Genomic DNA, 17,397 nt, shown 5'->3' with positions numbered 1-17,397 from the left:
GCTCTCAGTCGCATAACGTCCGCGACACGGCGGCGCGCCCGCCGAGCGTAGGGGCGCCCCAAGCGATATGTTCTTGCGCACAACACGAATATCACCGACGCGATTCACCTCTAACGGTCGCATCGCCGTGGAGCAAGCGGGTAGCGTCGGGTGATACACGCGACACGGCACGATCTAACGGTGAACAGGAAGTAGGCCCCTAGCACCATGGCGCGCATCGGAGACGGCGGCGACCTGCTGAAGTGCTCGTTCTGCGGGAAGAGTCAAAAGCAGGTCAAGAAGCTCATAGCAGGGCCTGGCGTATACATCTGCGATGAGTGCATCGATCTGTGCAACGAGATCATCGAAGAGGAACTCGCTGACGCCGACGACGTAAAACTCGACGAACTCCCCAAGCCTGCGGAGATCCGCGAGTTCCTGGAGGGCTACGTCATTGGTCAGGACACTGCCAAGCGGACGCTGGCCGTCGCGGTCTACAACCATTACAAGCGGATCCAGGCCGGTGAGAAGGGCCGCGAATCCCGGTCCAGCGAGTCGGTCGAGCTGACCAAGTCCAACATCTTGATGCTCGGGCCCACCGGCTGCGGAAAGACGTACCTGGCCCAGACGCTGGCCAAGATGCTCAACGTGCCGTTCGCCATCGCCGACGCCACCGCGCTGACCGAAGCCGGCTACGTCGGTGAGGATGTCGAGAACATCCTGCTCAAGCTGATCCAGGCCGCCGACTACGACGTCAAGCGCGCCGAGACGGGCATCATCTACATCGACGAGGTCGACAAGATCGCGCGCAAGAGCGAGAACCCGTCGATCACCCGCGACGTCTCCGGTGAAGGTGTGCAGCAGGCCCTGCTGAAGATCCTGGAAGGCACCCAGGCGTCGGTGCCCCCGCAGGGCGGCCGCAAGCACCCGCATCAGGAGTTCATCCAGATCGACACGACCAATGTGCTGTTCATCGTGGCGGGCGCCTTCGCCGGTCTGGAGAAGATCGTCTCCGACCGTGTCGGCAAGCGCGGTCTCGGTTTCGGCGCCGAAGTGCGCTCCAAGGCAGAGATCGACACCACCGACCACTTCGCCGAGGTCATGCCCGAGGACCTGATCAAATACGGCCTGATCCCCGAGTTCATCGGACGCCTGCCGGTCGTCGCCTCGGTGACCAACCTGGACATGGAGTCACTCGTGACGATCCTGTCCGAGCCCAAGAACGCGCTGGTCAAGCAGTACACCCGGCTGTTCGAGATGGACAACGTCGAGCTCGAGTTCAGCCAGGACGCCTTGGAGGCGATCGCCGAGCAGGCGATTCACCGTGGCACCGGTGCCCGTGGACTGCGAGCGATCATGGAAGAAGTCCTGCTGCCGGTGATGTACGACATCCCCAGCCGCGACGACGTCGCCAAGGTCGTCGTGACCAAGGAGACCGTGCAGGACAACGTGCTGCCGACGATCGTGCCGCGCAAGCCGTCGCGGAACGAGCGCCGCGACAAGAGCGCCTAGTCTCTACCGCTCATCAACTAGACGTTGAGCCTCGATGCCGCTGACGCGGTATCCACACGGATCACCCGTGCGCTGGATCTGTCGAACTTCTTCCTGGCTGACGTGCGCGACGGCCTCGGCCCTTACCTGTCGATCTATCTGCTGCTGACCCATCACTGGGATCAGGCCTCGATCGGCTTCGTGATGGGGATCGGCGGCATCGCCGCGATCGTTGCGCAGACACCGGTCGGCGCGCTGGTCGACCGCAGTTCAGCCAAACGCGCACTGATCGTGGTCGCTGCGCTGACTGTCACCGCCGCGACGCTGGCGATGCCGCTGTTGCCGTACTTCGGGCCGATCGCGGCCTTGCAGGTGCTGACCGGGATCGCCGGATCGATCTTCGCGCCGGCGCTCGCCGCCATCACACTGGGCCTGGTCGGTGCGCGTCGCTTCTCCCGCCGGATCGGACGCAACGAGTCGTTCAACCATGCCGGGAACGCGACCGCCGGCGCCATCACGGGAGGACTGGCCTACAGTTTCGGGCCCGAGGTGGTGTTCTGGGTGCTGGCTGTCATGGCCGCCTCGAGCGTCGTCGCGACGCTGCGGATTCCAGGGGACGCGATCGACCATGACCGCGCCCGCGGGATGGACCATGCGCCGGGGGAGAACCATCCGCGGCCCTCCGGGCTCGCCGCGCTGCTCCACGACCGCCGTCTGCTGATCTTTGCGACCGCCATGCTCGCGTTCCATCTCGCCAACGCGGCGATGCTGCCATTGGTCGGGCAGGTTCTGGCCCTGCAGAACAAAGACGTCGGCACCGCATTGATGGCGACGTGTGTGGTGGCCGCGCAGCTCGTGATGGTGCCGATGGCCTACCTGGCCGGCGCCAAGGCCGACAGCTGGGGTCGCAAGCCGATCTTCCTGATCGGTTTCGCGTTCCTGACCGCGCGGGGATTCCTCTTCACGCTCTCCGACAACCCCTACTGGCTGGTCGGCGTCCAGGTCCTCGACGGGGTGGGTGCCGGCATCTTCGGTGCGTTGTTCCCACTCGTGGTTCAGGACCTCACCCATGGCAGCGGACGTTTCAACGTCAGCCTCGGCGTCCTGACAACCATCTGGGGCGTCGGCGCCGCCGCCTCGAACATCTTCGCCGGCTGGATCGTGGTGATTGCAGGCTATGACGCGGCGTTCATTTCCCTGGGAATTGTCGCCGCCGCGGGTCTGGCTCTCTACGCGATCGCCATGCCCGAAACGGGTCCGAAACCGCCCGTGAAAACGGGTTAGCCCAGGCAGGCGGCCTCCCCCAAATGGGGGAGGCGGATCGTGGGCGAATGTTACCCGTGCGTAACTTCGATTCTTAGACTTGAACGGCCGCAAAAAGTGACCAACGCCACACCGACTCTCTCTCGATATTGATCGCGTGTGTCTGACCTCGCGCTTTGGCGGGGAAGCGGTAGCGTGGGGGTATGGACGAGTGTCCATGAATCCCTAAGAGAAGTGCAATAATCGGTACTGCGAGTGACATAAAAATCGGTCGAGGCTCTACTCGGGCGATGCGACCCGGTTTCGACGACATGCCGGGGCAGTGAACAGCTACGGGAGGCGGCGACGTGGGTCCGAACGGAAACGGAGCCGACACTGCGTCCCCCGGGCGGAGAAAACCGGAGAAACTGGAAAAGATCGTCATCCGTTTCGCCGGCGACTCCGGCGACGGCATGCAGCTCACCGGTGACCGATTCACCTCGGAGGCAGCGCTTTTCGGCAACGACCTGGCCACCCAGCCGAGTTATCCGGCCGAGATCCGGGCTCCGCAGGGCACCTTGCCCGGCGTTTCGTCGTTTCAGATCCAAATTGCCGACTACGACATCCTGACCGCGGGCGACAGGCCGGACGTGCTGGTCGCGATGAACCCGGCGGCCCTGAAAGCCAACATCATCGACCTGCCGATCGGCGGTCTGGTGATCGCGAACTCCGACGAGTTCACCAAGCGCAACCTCGCCAAGGTCGGCTACGACAGCAACCCGCTGGAAACCGGCGAGCTGTCGGACTACAAGGTCGAAGCCGTCGCGATGACCACGCTGACGCTCGGCGCCGTCGAGGCCATCGGGGCCACCAAGAAGGACGGCCAGCGCGCCAAGAACATGTTCGCGCTCGGTCTGCTGTCCTGGATGTACGGACGCGAGCTCGATGCCAGCGAGCGGTTCATCCGGGAGAAGTTCGGCCGCAAGCCCGACGTCGCCGAGGCGAATGTCCTGGCGCTGAAAGCGGGTTGGAACTACGGCGAGACGACGGAGGCTTTCGCCGTCACCTACGAGGTGGCGCCGGCGAAGCTGCCGCCCGGCGAGTATCGCCAGATCTCGGGCAACACCGCGCTGTCCTACGGGCTCGTGGCCGCCGGACAGCTGGGCGACCTGCAGGTGATGCTGGGCAGCTACCCGATCACGCCGGCGTCGGACATCCTGCACGAGCTCTCCAAGCACAAGAACTTCAATGTCCTGACCTTCCAGGCCGAGGATGAGATCAGCGGCATCTGCGCTGCTTTGGGCGCTTCCTACGGTGGCGCGCTCGGGGTCACCAGTACGTCGGGCCCGGGCCTGTCGCTGAAGTCCGAGGCACTCGGGCTCGCGGTGATGACCGAGCTGCCGCTGATCGTCATCGACGTCCAGCGCGGTGGCCCGTCGACCGGCCTGCCGACCAAGACCGAGCAGGCCGATCTGCTGCAGGCGCTCTACGGCCGCAACGGTGAGTCGCCGGTGGCGGTGCTGGCGCCGCGGTCGCCGTCGGACTGCTTCGACGTCGCGCTGGAGGCCGTGCGCATCGCGGTCGGGTATCACACGCCGGTGCTGATCTTGTCCGACGGCGCGATCGCTAACGGTTCCGAGCCGTGGCGCATCCCGAACGTCGAACAGCTACAACCCATTCAGCACAAGTTCGCTGACCCCGACGAGCCGTTCATGCCCTACGCGCGTGATCCGGAGACGTTGGCCCGCCTGTTCGCCATCCCGGGCACTCCCGGTCTCGAACACCGGATCGGTGGCCTGGAATCCGCGAACGGCACCGGTGCCATCTCCTACGACCCGGCCAACCACGACCTCATGGTTCGGTTGCGGGAAGCCAAGATCGACGGAATCTCGGTTCCCGACCTCGAGGTCGACGACCCGACCGGCGATGCCGAGTTGCTGCTGATCGGGTGGGGCAGTTCCTACGGCCCGATCGGCGAAGCGTGCCGGCGCGCGCGGCGCAACGACGTCAAAGTCGCTCACGCCCATCTGCGTCACTTGCGCCCGTTCCCGGCCAACCTGGGCGAGGTGCTGCGCCGTTACCCACAGGTGGTGTGCCCGGAGATGAATCTGGGTCAGTTGGCGATGCTGCTGCGCGGGAAGTTCCTGGTCGACGTGCAATCGGTGACGAAGGTCCAGGGCACCGCGTTCCTGGCCGACGAGATCGGGCGCGTCATCCGCGCGGCGGAGAGCGGCACGCTGGCCGAAATCGAGCAAGACAAGACAATGGTCGCGAGATTGGCGGCGGCCACGGTGGGAGCAGGGAGCTAGCTTTATGACAGACCTGATTGGCGCGGACTTGGGCCTTACGGACTTGCTGTCCGGCCACGGCCGAGTCCCCACCACGGACCAGCCGCAGAAGGCCAAGGACTTCACCAGTGACCAGGAGGTCCGCTGGTGCCCCGGGTGTGGCGACTACGTCATCCTCAACACGATGCGAAACTTCTTGCCCGAGTTGGGATTGCGGCGCGAGAACATCGTCTTTGTCAGCGGTATCGGATGTTCGAGCAGGTTTCCGTACTACCTGGAGACCTATGGTCTGCACTCGATTCACGGTCGCGCGCCGGCCATTGCGACCGGCTTGGCGCTGTCGCGCGAAGATCTCTCGGTCTGGGTTGTCACCGGTGACGGCGACGCGTTGTCGATCGGTGGTAACCACCTGATCCACGCTCTGCGGCGCAACATCAACCTGACCATTCTGCTGTTCAACAACCGGATCTACGGCCTCACCAAGGGCCAGTACTCGCCGACGTCCGAGGTCGGCAAGGTCACCAAGTCGACGCCGATGGGCTCGCTGGATCAGCCGTTCAACCCGGTGTCGCTGGCGCTGGGAGCTGAAGCGAGTTTCGTTGGGCGCGCGCTGGATTCAGATCGGAAAGGCCTGTCGGAGGTGCTGCGGGCGGCCGCTCAGCACCGCGGCTCCGCGCTGGTCGAGATTCTGCAGGACTGCCCGATCTTCAACGACGGCTCGTTCGATGCGCTGCGTAAAGAGGGCGCCGAGGAACGGGTCATCAATGTCCATCACGGCGAGCCGATCGTGTTCGGGGCAGGCGGTGAATACTGCGTGGTGCGCTCCGGCTACGGCCTGGAGGTGGCCAAGACCGCGGACGTCAGTGTCAGCGAGATCGTGGTGCACGACGCGCAGGCCGACGATTCCGCCTACGCCTACGCGCTTTCCCGGCTCTCGCAACAGAATCTCGAGCACACCGTGATGGGCATCTTCCGGCAGGTCAACCGGCCCACCTACGACGACGCCGCGCGGTCGCAGATCCAGGCCGCGCAGGAGGCGAAGCCGTCCGACCGGGCCGCCCTGCAATCGCTGCTGCAGGGCCGCGACACCTGGACCGTGAACTGAGATGACCGCGACGGGTAAGCCGGTTTCGCTCGCCGGTGTGGTGTTGGCCGCGGGCGCATCGCCCTGGCAGGGTCGCGCGAAGGCGCTGAAACAGGTTCGCGACGGTCACACCACGACAGTCGAGCACGTCGTGAGTGTTGTCGGTGAGCGCTGCCAACCGCTGCTGGTGGTGACCGCACCCGGGCAGTCGTTACCGGAGCTTTCTGCGGAAGTGGTGCGCGATGACCTGCGCGGGGGTGGGCTGCTGTCCGCGCTCGGCCGTGGGCTGCGGGCTGCCGCCGACGCCGGAGCCAAGTACGCCTTTGTGGCTTCGGTCGACGCAACGCTTCTCAAGGCAGACGTGATCGACGTGCTCGCGGCGGAGGCGGCTCGAGTAGACGCCGGCATCGTCTTGCCGTGGGACGGGGAGAACCACTACCTGGCCGCGGTGTACAAGACTGAATTGGCTTCTGTGGTCGACGATCTCGTCGCCGCAGGCGAGCGGACGATCTCCGCGCTGGTGGCGCGGGTTGATACCCAACGGGTCGTGATCGCCGATTCAGGCTCACTCGTCGAGGCTTGATCGCTGGTGTGAATCAGCCTGTAGGGCAACGTCATTGCTCCAGGCTGATCCAGTTACGTTGTCCGTCAATGACTTTCGCATAGCGCTGTAGATCGAGCGAAAAGTGCTGAGCCTGCGGCAAATTGTGATCTTCAGGCGAATCACTCCAAACTCACAGGCAGTGCACATCGACGAAATCGCTTGAGGCGCGCCGTATCTAATCTGTGACCTTGGCAACGTCCGGTGTGCGAGGTGTCGCGTAGAAGTGGGTCGCGGCGGCCGTCTACATCCGCGAAAAGCGGTGTCGCAGCTCACAAAAACTGTGTGTTTTGACTCACCCCCACGGGGCTGCGACGACGTACTGACGCCTGCGTCGAAGTCGTGGGTGACCAGCGAGATCACTCGATTGGGCCGCCGCGAGCGCGGTGTGGCCCGGCGCGACCGGCGGCGTGTCTCGAGGTGACGAGTGCGGCGAACTTCTCGTACGGTCCCTCTCGGCCTGCAAAGGCGAAGAAAAATCGAAACCACGGACCCGCGTGTGAGCGGGGGCTACGGACGGCGACGACGCCCCCGTGCGGCCGCCGGGCAACTGCCCGGTGTTGGCTGGTGCCCCGGCTGTCGTGCCTGAACGAGACGGCGCGATTCGAAGTATCCAACCTGCCGAGACCCGGCAACAGCCCAGTTCGCTGGGCTTACTTCGGCGTGCGCACCCGCGAAAGGAACGATCTTGAAGGACGTCCGCCAGACGCTTCGCAAAGCCGCGCTCACGGCAGTGCTTGCTTCGACCCCGTTAATGCTGACCAACGCAATCGCCGCCGCTGACTTCGAGCGGGTCACTCCGGACGCGCCGTCGGCTCCGGTCGAGCAGGCCGCTTTCGCGCCGGCGCCGACCGCGCCTCCCGCCGGGGACGCCCCGGACGCGCAGCCCGGCCCGGACGCGCCCAACGCTGCGCCGATCGCCGAAATGGCTCCCGCGCCGGCTCCCGAGGCCCCGGCTCCGGCTCCCGAGGCTCCCGCGCCGGCTCCCGAAGCACCAGCTCCAGCTCCCGAGGCCCCGGCTCCGGCTCCTGAGGCCCCGGCTCCGGCTCCCGAAGCGCCGGCTCCGCCTGCGCCCGAGGCCCCCGCGCCTGACGCTCCGCCGGCCCCGGAGGCCCCCGCGCCCGAGGACGCGCCGGCTCCCAAGAAGGCCTACAGCGTCAACTGGGACGCGATCGCTTCCTGCGAGTCGGGTGGGAACTGGGCCATCAGCACCGGCAACGGCTACGCCGGCGGTCTGCAGTTCACGTCGAGCACCTGGCACGCCAACGGCGGATCGGGTTCGGCCAACGGTGCCAGCCGTGAGGAGCAGATCCGGGTGGCCGAGAACGTGCTGCACTCGCAGGGCATCGGCGCGTGGCCGGTCTGCGGCCGTCGCGGCTGATCACGAATTACCGACCAACGGCGGTGGCCGGGCTCAGCCCGCCACCGCCGTTGGCGTCGTAGCGGCCACAGGTGTTAACAACGAGTCATGACCGCGACGGCATTCGACAACCTCGACGACTACCTGGCGCTGCCACGGGTCTCCTCCCTGGCGGTATCTGCAGACGGATCGCGGGTGGTGGCGACGGTGTCCGCGCTCAACGAGAAGCGCAACGATTACGTCAGCGCGATCTGGGCGCTCGATCCAGCCGGCCGTCGCCCCGCGCAACGGCTGACCCGCAGCCCCAAGGGCGAGTCGGCACCGACGTTCACCGCCGACGGCGACCTGCTCTTCCTCTCGTCGCGCCCGGGCGCCGACTTCTCTGACGACAAGCCTCCCGCCTCGCTGTGGCGGCTGCCGGCAGGCGGCGGCGAGGCGATCGAGGTCTCCCACCCGCCGGGCGGTATCAGCGCGCTGCGCACCGCCCGCGGCGCCGATACGACTGTCATCGGGACCGCGATGCTGCCGGCGGCCCGAGGCGTCGACGACGATCGGCGACTGCGTGAGTTGCGCAAGGACGGTCAGGTCACGGCGATCCTGCACACCGACTACCCAGTTCGATTCTGGAACAAAGACATTGGGCCGGATGAGCTCCATCTGCTGGACACCAGCGGGTTGCGTGACCTGACGCCGAGTCCGGGTACCGCGCTCCTGGAAGCCGGCTTCGATGTCAGTCCCGACGGAAGTTTCGTGGTGACGACGTGGCGAGTCAGTGGTCCCGGGCCGAGCCAGCGCTCGGTGCTGGTGCGCATCGAGCTGGCGTCCGGCGAACGCCGGGTGATTGCCGACGATCCGGATGCCAGCTTCGAGCAACCGGCGATCTCGCCGGACGGATCGGCGGTCGCCTTCACCCGGGACACCATCTCGACCCCACTGCAAGCGCCGCGAATGACGTTGCAGTACTTGCGCTTCGGTGAGGCGCATCGACCGGTTGCCGAGGGGTGGGATCGTCGACCCAGTTCGCTGACCTGGTCCGGTGACGGCACCGCGCTGATCGTCACCGCCGACCAGAACGGGCGCGCGCCGGTGTTCAGTGTCGACGTGGCGACGTCGGCGGTCACCCAAATCACCGACGACGAATTCGGTTACGTGAATCTCGTTTCCGCGCCCGACGGTGCACTGTATGCGCTGCGGAGTTCCTATGCGGCGCCGCCACATCCGGTGCGCATCGATCCCGGCGGCGCGGTGGTACCGCTGCCGTGTGTCGAATTGCCGCCGCTGCCAGGCTCATTGACCGAGGTGGCGACGACGACTCCGGACGGGACGACCGTGCGGTCCTGGTTGGTGTTGCCCGAAAGCGAGGCGCCGGCCCCGTTGCTGCTGTGGGTCCACGGCGGCCCCCTGGGCAGCTGGAACAGCTGGACCTGGCGTTGGAATCCTTGGCTGATGGCCGCTCGTGGCTACGCGGTGCTACTGCCCGATCCGGCGTTGTCGACCGGTTACGGCCAGGACTTCATCCAGCGCGGCTGGGGCGCCTGGGGTGGACCCCCGTTCGACGACCTGATGGCCGCGACCGACGCGGTGTTGGAGCATCCGCGGATCGACGCGACCCGGATCGCGGCGATGGGCGGATCGTTCGGTGGCTACATGGCCAACTGGATCGCGGGGCACACCAACCGATTCGCCGCGATCGTCACGCACGCCAGCTTGTGGGCACTCGACCAGTTCGGGCCGACCACCGACACGGCCTATTACTGGCGCCGGGAGATGACGCCGGAGATGACCGCTGCGAACTCGCCGCACCACTTCGTCGGCAACATCAGTACGCCGATGCTGGTGATCCACGGGGACAAGGATTACCGCGTGCCGATCGGTGAGGGTCTGCGGCTGTGGTACGAGCTGCTGGCCAACTCGGCGCTGCCCGCCGGCGACGACGGCAGCAGTCCGCACCGCTTTCTGTATTTCCCCACCGAGGACCACTGGGTCATCGCGCCGCAGCACACCAAGATCTGGTATCAGACGGTGTTCGCCTTCCTGGCCGAGCATGTGCTGGGGGAGAGCGCTGAATGGCCGGAGGCGCTCGGAGTACCGTCGCGCCAGTGAGCTCAACACGGGAATACGACATCGTCTTGTACGGGGCGACCGGCTTCGTCGGGAAGTTGACGGCCGAATACCTGGCCCGGGCCGGCGGCAACGCCCGGATCGCGCTGGCCGGACGCTCGCCCGACCGCATCAAGGCGATCCGGGACACGTTGGGGGAGTCGGCGCAGTCGTGGCCGATCCTGACCGCCGATGCGTCCAAGCCGGCGACCCTGGACGCGATGGCCGCCCAGACGCAGGTCGTGATCACGACAGTCGGCCCCTACAGCAAGTACGGTCTGCCGCTGGTTGCGGCGTGCGCCGCGGCGGGCACCGACTACGCCGACCTGACCGGTGAGCCGCCGTTCATCCGCGAGAGCATCGACCTCTATCACAAGCAGGCTCAAGACACCGGCGCCCGGATCGTGCACGCCTGCGGATTCGATTCCATCCCTTCGGATCTCACCGTCTACGCGCTGTACCGGCGGGCCCTCGAGGACGGCGCGGGCGAACTAGTCGGCACCAACTTCGTGGTGCGTTCGATGTCTGGTGGGATTTCCGGCGGGACAATCGCGTCTGGAGTGGAAGTGATGGACACCGTCTCCCGGGATCGCGATGCCCGTCGCCAATTCGCCGATCCTTACACGCTGAGCCCCGACCGCGGTGCCGAACCCGACCTCGGCGCCCAACCCGACCTGCCCTGGCGCCGCGGCCGCCAGATCGCGCCGGAACTGACCGGTCTGTGGACCGCGGGTTTCATGATGGCGGGCCCTAACACGCGAATTGTGCGGCGCAGCAACGCCTTACAAGACTGGGCCTACGGTCGCCGGTTCCAGTACAGCGAGCACATGAGCGTGGGCTCGTCGATTGCGGCGCCGGTGGTGTCCGCGGCGATCAGCGGGATCGGCAACGCGATGACCGCGATCGGCAGCCGCTACTTCCGCTACCTGCCCCGCACACTGGTCGACCGGGCGCTGCCCAAACCCGGCACCGGGCCCAGCGAGGCCGTCCAGGAGCGTGGGCACTACAAGGTGGAGACCTACACCAAGACCACCTCCGGCGCCCGGTACGTGGCCACCATGGCCCAGCGCGGCGACCCGGGTTACAAGGCGACCGCGGTGCTGCTCGGCGAGAGCGGGCTGGCGCTGGCGCTGGACCGCAACGCGCTCTCCGAGCTACACGGTATCCTGACCCCGGCCGCGGCGATGGGAGATGCACTGCTGGCCCGACTCCCGGCCGCCGAGGTCTCGCTGGAAACCGCTCGGCTGATGCACCGCTGACCTACGGATCTGCTCTGGAAAGAACCCCTGTCGGACAAGATCAGCTGGGCTAGGGTCAGCTGAGAACCTCACCATTCCAGCGACGTTAGGTGGACGGGTCCATGGCTGGCCTAGAAGATCTGCTGTCTCAAATTCCCACGAGTGACATCGCCAGCAAGCTCGGCGTCGACGAAAACGAAGTCAATCAGGCGGTGCAACTGCTGGTGCCGGTGCTCGTCGGCGGACTGCAGGAGAACGCGCAGGACCCCGACCACGCCAGCAGCATCCAGTCGGCGGCCGACAACCACGCGGCCAGCGGTCTGTTGGACGGCGGGGTGAGCCTCGATCACGTCAACCAGGCCGACGGCTCACAGGCCATCGCGAAGATCTTCGGCGGCAACGACGCCGGGCAGGTCGCCACCGCGCTGGCCGGCGGTGCCGGGGGTAACAGCGACCTGCTCAAGCAACTGCTGCCGATCCTGGCGCCCATCGTGCTCGCCTACATCGGCAAGCAACTGGGTCAGAAGACCGAACCCGCCAAACAGGAGTCCCCGTCCGGCGGCGGGCTCAACGACGTACTGGGCAGCATCCTCGGCGGGATGGCCGGCGGCAACAAGTCGTTGGGCACCGTGCTGGGCAATGCGCTGGGCGCCAAGGCGGGCGACATCCTCGGTGGACTGTTCGGCAACAAGAAGTAGGCCCCGCGGCCTCCGGGCCGCCCGTGGCGGGCGGTGTTCGTGGCACGCGTCGGTGCTTTCTAGACTTGACGCGTGACCACAAGCCCAGAACGCGCCGCTGACTCGCGGGCAGACGACCTGCCCAAGGCGTGGGATCCGGGCGCAGTAGAGAGCGAGATCTATCAGCGCTGGATCGATGCCGGTTATTTCTCCGCGGATCCGTCCAGCGGCAAGCCGCCGTACTCGATCGTGCTGCCGCCGCCCAACGTCAACGGCAGCTTGCACATGGGCCACGCGCTCGACCACACCCTGATGGACGCGCTGACCCGCCGCAAGCGGATGCAGGGCTACGAGGTGCTCTGGCAGCCGGGCATGGATCACGCGGGCATCGCGGTGCAGATCGCCGTGGAGAAGCAGCTCGCCGTCGACGGCAAGAGCAAGGAAGACTTCGGCCGCGAAGCGTTCATCGAGAAGGTCTGGGACTGGAAGCGCGAGACCGGCGGCAACATCGGCTGGCAGATGCGCGCGCTCGGCGACGGTGTCGACTGGAGCCGGGACCGATTCACCATGGACGACGGACTGTCGAGGGCCGTCCGCACCATCTTCAAGCAGCTCTACGACGCCGGGCTGATCTATCAAGCCGAGCGACTGGTCAACTGGTCGCCGGTGCTCGAGACCGCGATCTCCGACATCGAGGTCACTTACTCCGACGTCGAAGGCGAGCTGGTCTCATTCCGGTACGGCTCGATGGACGACAGCGAGCCGCACATCGTGGTCGCCACCACCCGGCTGGAGACGATGCTGGGCGACACCGCGATCGCGGTCCATCCCGACGACGACCGGTACCGCCACCTGGTCGGGCAGACGCTGCCGCATCCCTTCGTCGACCGCGACATCGTGATCGTCGCCGACGGGCACGTGGATCCCGAATTCGGAACGGGCGCTGTCAAAGTGACGCCGGCCCACGACCCCAACGACTTCGAGATCGGCATGCGGCACCAGCTGCCGATGCCCACGATGCTGGACAGCAAGGGCCGGATCGCCGACACCGGCACGAAGTTCGACGGCCAGGACCGCTTCGAGGCGCGGGTGAAAATCCGCGAGGAGCTGGCCGCCCAGGGGCGCATCGTCGCCGAGAAGCGTCCTTACCTGCACAGCGTCGGGCACTCCGAGCGCAGCGGTGAGCCGATCGAACCCCGGCTGTCCCTGCAGTGGTGGGTCAAGGTCGAGTCGCTGGCGAAGGCGGCGAGCGACGCGGTTCGTAACGGCGACACGGTGATTCATCCCAAGAGCCTCGAGCCGCGCTGGTTCGGCTGGGTCGACGACATGCACGACTGGTGCATCTCGCGTCAGCTGTGGTGGGGCCATCGCATCCCGATCTGGCACGGTCCAGACGGGCAGAAGGTCTGTGTCGGCCCGGACGAGACCCCGCCGGAGGGCTGGGAGCAGGACCCCGACGTGCTCGACACCTGGTTCTCGTCGGCGCTGTGGCCGTTCTCCACACTGGGCTGGCCCGACCGCACACCTGAGATCGAGAAGTTCTATCCGACAACGGTTCTGGTGACCGGCTACGACATCATCTTCTTCTGGGTGGCCCGGATGATGATGTTCGGCACCTTCGTCGGTGGCGACGATGTGATCACCCTCGACGGTGCGCGCGGGGCGCAGGTGCCGTTCCGGAATGTCTTCCTGCACGGCCTGATTCGCGACGAGTTCGGCCGCAAGATGAGCAAGTCCAAGGGCAACGGGATCGACCCGCTGGAATGGGTCGAGTCGTTCGGGGCCGACGCGTTGCGGTTCACCCTCGCCCGCGGCGCAAGCCCCGGCGGCGACCTGTCCATCGGCGAGGACGCCGCTCGCGCGTCGCGCAACTTCGCCACCAAGCTCTTCAACGCCACCCGCTTCGCGATGATGAACGGTGCCGAGCCCGCTGTACTGCCGGATCTCGACGAACTCACCGACGCCGACCGCTGGATTCTGGGCCGTCTGGACGTGGTTCGCGCCGAAGTCGACACGGCGTTCGACAGCTATGAGTTCAGCCGCGCCTGCGAGTCGCTCTACCACTTCGCCTGGGACGAAGTGTGCGACTGGTACCTCGAGCTGGCCAAGGTGCAGTTGTCGAACCCCGACGACGTATCCACCACCGGGGTGTTGGCGACCGTGCTCGACACACTGCTCAGGCTGCTGCACCCGGTCATTCCCTTCGTCACCGAGACGCTGTGGAAGAACCTGACCGGCCGCGAATCCATTGTTATCGCCGACTGGCCGACGGCCTCCGGCATTGCGTTGGATTCCACTGCAGTGCAACGGATCACCGACATGCAGAAGCTGGTCACCGAGATCCGTCGATTCCGCAGCGACCAGGGATTGGGCGACCGGCAGCGGGTGCCGGCCCGGCTGTCCGGCGTCGACACCGCGGATCTGAGCACCCAGATCGGCGCGGTGACATCGCTGGCCTGGCTGACCGAGCCCGCGTCCGACTTCACCCCGTCGGCCTCGTTGGAGGTCGGGCTCAAGGGCGGCATCGTGGTCGTCGAACTGGACACCTCGGGCACCATCGACGTGGCTGCCGAACGTCGGCGTCTGGAGAAGGACCTGGCCGCCGCGGAGAAGGAGTTAGCCTCCACCACAGCGAAATTGGGCAACGCGGACTTCATGGCGAAGGCGCCCGAAGCGGTGGTCGAGAAACAGCGTGAGCGGCAGCGGTTGGCCCGCGAGGAAGCCGAGCGGATCACCGCCAGGTTGGCTGGGCTGAAGTGACCCAAGAACCCGAGTTCGACGACTATCCCGAGCCCGTCGAGGCTGTCCCGACCCCGGACGAGATCGCGGCGCTGCTCCAGGTCGAGCACCTGCTCGACCAACGCTGGCCGGAGACCAAGATCGAGCCCAGCCTGGACCGCATCTCGGCGCTGATGGATTTGCTGGGATCCCCGCAACGCAGCTATCCGTCGATCCACATCGCCGGCACCAACGGCAAGACCTCGGTGGCACGGATGGTGGACGCCTTGCTGACCGCGCTTCAGCGGCGGACCGGACGCACCACCAGTCCGCATCTCCAGTCGGCGGTCGAGCGCATCGCGATCGACGGAAAGCCGGTCAGCCCGGCGACCTACGTCGAGACCTACACCGAACTCGAACCCTTCGTGCAGATGATCGACCAGCAATCGCAGGCCGGCGGAGGTCCGGCGATGAGCAAGTTCGAGGTGCTCACCGCGATGGCGTATGCGGCTTTCGCGGACGCTCCGATCGACGTCGGCGTCATCGAGGTCGGCCTGGGTGGACGCTGGGACGCCACCAATGTGATCGACGCGCCGGTCGCGGTGATCACCCCGATCAGCGTCGACCACGTCGAATTCCTCGGCGACGACATCGCGGGCATCGCCGCCGAGAAGGCCGGCATCATCCACCGCGCCGAAGACGGCGCTCCCGACACCGTCGCGGTCATCGGTCGTCAGGTGCCGGCGGCCATGGAGGTGGTGCTCGCGCAGGCGGTGCGCGCGGATGCCGCTGTCGCACGCCAAGATTCGGAGTTCGCTGTGCTCAACCGCCAGGTGGCGATCGGTGGACAGCTGCTGGAGTTGCAGGGTCTGGGCGGGGTGTACTCGGAGATATTCCTGCCGCTGCACGGCGAACACCAGGCACACAACGCGGCGCTCGCCCTGGCCGCCGTCGAGGCGTTCTTCGGCGCCGGCCCACAGCGTCAGCTCGACATCGACGCGGTGCGGGCCGGCTTCGCCGCCGCCGTCAGTCCCGGCCGACTCGAGCGGATGCGCAGCGCGCCGACGGTGTTCGTCGACGCCGCGCACAACCCGGCGGGCGCAGCGGCGTTGGCCCAGACGCTGACCGAGGAATTCGACTTCCGGTACCTGGTCGGCGTGGTCAGCGTGATGCGCGACAAGGACGTCGGTGGAATCCTGACTGCACTCGAGCCGGTGTTCGATCAGATCGTGGTGACCCACAACGGATCACCGCGCGCCTTGGACGTCGAGACGCTGGCGCTGACCGCGCAGCAGTATTTCGGGCCCGACCGGGTGCTCACCGCCGAAAACCTGCGCGACGCGATCGACAACGCGACCGCGCTGGTCGACGACGCCGACGCCGAGGACGAGTCGTTCTCGGGCACCGGCATCGTGATCACCGGCTCGGTGGTCACCGCCGGCGCCGCGCGCACATTGTTCGGTCGTGATCCCGCGTGACCGTCGACGACCCGGCCGCCGAGCCGCCCGAGACGCCGAAACCCGATCCGTGGAAGAGCTTTCGCGGTGTCACGGCAGGCACGCTGATCCTCGAGGCGATCGTGGTGCTGCTCGCCCTGCCGGTGGTCGGAGCGGTCGGCGGCGGACTGCATGCCGGCGCGCTGACCTATCTGCTCGGGCTGACGGCCATCCTGATCGTCCTGTCGGGGCTGCAGCGCCGGCCCTGGGCGATCTGGGCGGACCTCGGCGTGCAGGTCATCCCGATCGCCGGCTTCGTGGTCTATCCCGGTGTGGGCGTGATCGGGCTGATCTTCGCCGCGGTGTGGGCGCTGATCGCCTACGTCCGATCGGAGGTCCTGCGACGGGAGCGGCTCGGCCTGCTTCCCGGCCAGGACGGACCGCCCGGTTGATCCGTTACGCTGACCGCCGTGACGAGCGCTGAGCAGACTCTGTTGTTGATCAAGCCCGATGGTGTCGAACGTCGCCTGGTGGGCGAAATTCTCGGTCGCGTCGAGCGCAAGGGCCTGACCATCGCGGCCCTGGAGCTGCGGACCGTCAGCGACGAGCTGGCGAAAAACCACTACGCCGAGCACGACGGCAAGCCGTTCTTCGGTTCGCTGGTGGAATTCATCACCTCATCGCCGCTGGTCGCGGCCATCGTCGAGGGCCCGCGGGCGATCGCCGCAATCCGGCAGCTCGCCGGCGGCACCGACCCGGTGGACAAGGCGCTGCCCGGCACCATCCGGGGCGATTTCGGGTTGGAGACGCAGTTCAACCTGGTGCACGGCTCCGATTCGCCGGAGTCCGCGAAGCGCGAAATCGCGCTCTGGTTCTCCCAGGTTTGATAACAGCTCGGCGCACCTGGTCCGGCCCGGCACATCGGTATGGGATACTGATTGACGGGTGAACGTCGCCGGGCCGGCTTAGGAACGTCGACAGACTCCCGGATGAAGACTTCGACAAGCGCGACCACCGCGACTCGCGGCGCGGCTGTCCAGCCATCATTCAGACCGGCACCGAGTGTGTTCGACCCGAACTGCTCGGGGCAAGACCATCACAAGCCCGGGAGGAAGTGACCCGGGTACATAGCGAAGCCCTCGCGTGGCCGCGTCATCATGACGCGCCCGGGGGCTTGAGGAGA

13 protein-coding genes are annotated in these 17,397 nt (G+C 66.6%); all 13 read left to right on the top strand.

Annotated features, from left to right (window positions below):
• The first annotated feature begins 207 nt into the window (after positions 1 to 207).
• A complete protein-coding gene (gene clpX / locus ACZYW1_RS22150) occupies positions 208 to 1,491 on the top strand; it encodes an ATP-dependent Clp protease ATP-binding subunit ClpX (RefSeq protein ID WP_463788600.1) in 1,284 nt (427 codons plus the stop codon).
• 24 nt (positions 1,492 to 1,515) lie between these two features.
• Complete coding sequence (locus ACZYW1_RS22145; RefSeq protein ID WP_463788599.1) at positions 1,516 to 2,754, top strand: MFS transporter; 1,239 nt, start codon at positions 1,516 to 1,518, stop codon at positions 2,752 to 2,754.
• Between the two features lie 326 nt (positions 2,755 to 3,080).
• Entirely contained in the window at positions 3,081 to 5,021 is a 1,941-nt protein-coding gene (locus ACZYW1_RS22140) for a 2-oxoacid:acceptor oxidoreductase subunit alpha (RefSeq protein WP_463788598.1), read from the top strand.
• 4 nt (positions 5,022 to 5,025) lie between these two features.
• Entirely contained in the window at positions 5,026 to 6,105 is a 1,080-nt protein-coding gene (locus tag ACZYW1_RS22135; protein WP_463788597.1) for a 2-oxoacid:ferredoxin oxidoreductase subunit beta, read from the top strand.
• Position 6,106: 1 nt separating this feature from the next.
• Positions 6,107 to 6,667: a molybdenum cofactor guanylyltransferase gene (gene mobA, locus ACZYW1_RS22130; protein ID WP_463788596.1), complete on the top strand. Its 561-nt coding sequence runs from the start codon at positions 6,107 to 6,109 to the stop codon at positions 6,665 to 6,667.
• 772 nt (positions 6,668 to 7,439) lie between these two features.
• Complete coding sequence (locus ACZYW1_RS22125) at positions 7,440 to 8,066, top strand: transglycosylase family protein (RefSeq protein ID WP_463788595.1); 627 nt, start codon at positions 7,440 to 7,442, stop codon at positions 8,064 to 8,066.
• An 87-nt stretch (positions 8,067 to 8,153) separates the two neighbouring features.
• A complete protein-coding gene (locus tag ACZYW1_RS22120) occupies positions 8,154 to 10,148 on the top strand; it encodes a S9 family peptidase (protein WP_463788594.1) in 1,995 nt (664 codons plus the stop codon).
• Positions 10,145 to 11,404 (top strand): saccharopine dehydrogenase family protein, encoded by a 1,260-nt coding sequence (locus ACZYW1_RS22115; RefSeq protein WP_463788593.1) that lies wholly within the window; start codon positions 10,145 to 10,147, stop codon positions 11,402 to 11,404. Before ACZYW1_RS22120 ends, ACZYW1_RS22115 begins: the two co-directional genes overlap by 4 nt.
• Before the next feature lie 101 nt (positions 11,405 to 11,505).
• On the top strand, positions 11,506 to 12,081 hold the full coding sequence (locus ACZYW1_RS22110; protein WP_463788592.1) for a DUF937 domain-containing protein: 576 nt from the start codon (positions 11,506 to 11,508) through the stop codon (positions 12,079 to 12,081).
• A gap of 72 nt (positions 12,082 to 12,153) precedes the next feature.
• Entirely contained in the window at positions 12,154 to 14,820 is a 2,667-nt protein-coding gene (locus ACZYW1_RS22105) for a valine--tRNA ligase (RefSeq protein ID WP_463788591.1), read from the top strand.
• Positions 14,817 to 16,256 (top strand): bifunctional tetrahydrofolate synthase/dihydrofolate synthase, encoded by a 1,440-nt coding sequence (gene folC, locus ACZYW1_RS22100; protein ID WP_463788590.1) that lies wholly within the window; start codon positions 14,817 to 14,819, stop codon positions 16,254 to 16,256. The genes ACZYW1_RS22105 and folC overlap by 4 nt, the downstream gene beginning before the upstream one ends.
• Entirely contained in the window at positions 16,253 to 16,666 is a 414-nt protein-coding gene (locus tag ACZYW1_RS22095) for a DUF4233 domain-containing protein (RefSeq protein WP_463788589.1), read from the top strand. The genes folC and ACZYW1_RS22095 overlap by 4 nt, the downstream gene beginning before the upstream one ends.
• Positions 16,667 to 16,684: 18 nt before the next feature.
• On the top strand, positions 16,685 to 17,101 hold the full coding sequence (gene ndk, locus ACZYW1_RS22090) for a nucleoside-diphosphate kinase (RefSeq protein ID WP_463788588.1): 417 nt from the start codon (positions 16,685 to 16,687) through the stop codon (positions 17,099 to 17,101).
• The last annotated feature ends 296 nt before the right edge of the window (positions 17,102 to 17,397 follow it).

The organism is Mycobacterium sp. IDUB_36, from assembly GCF_055419225.1.
The sequence above is the reverse complement of the archived record's forward strand: the minus strand, read 5'-3'. Positions and strand labels throughout refer to the sequence as shown.

Coding starts and splice junctions, on each gene's coding strand:
- clpX (WP_463788600.1), top strand. CDS start 208: ATGGCGCGCATCGGAGACGGCGGCGACCTGCTGAAGTGCTCGTTCTGC.
- ACZYW1_RS22135 (WP_463788597.1), top strand. CDS start 5,026: ATGACAGACCTGATTGGCGCGGACTTGGGCCTTACGGACTTGCTGTCC.
- mobA (WP_463788596.1), top strand. CDS start 6,107: ATGACCGCGACGGGTAAGCCGGTTTCGCTCGCCGGTGTGGTGTTGGCC.
- ACZYW1_RS22125 (WP_463788595.1), top strand. CDS start 7,440: ATGCTGACCAACGCAATCGCCGCCGCTGACTTCGAGCGGGTCACTCCG.
- ACZYW1_RS22120 (WP_463788594.1), top strand. CDS start 8,154: ATGACCGCGACGGCATTCGACAACCTCGACGACTACCTGGCGCTGCCA.
- ACZYW1_RS22110 (WP_463788592.1), top strand. CDS start 11,506: ATGGCTGGCCTAGAAGATCTGCTGTCTCAAATTCCCACGAGTGACATC.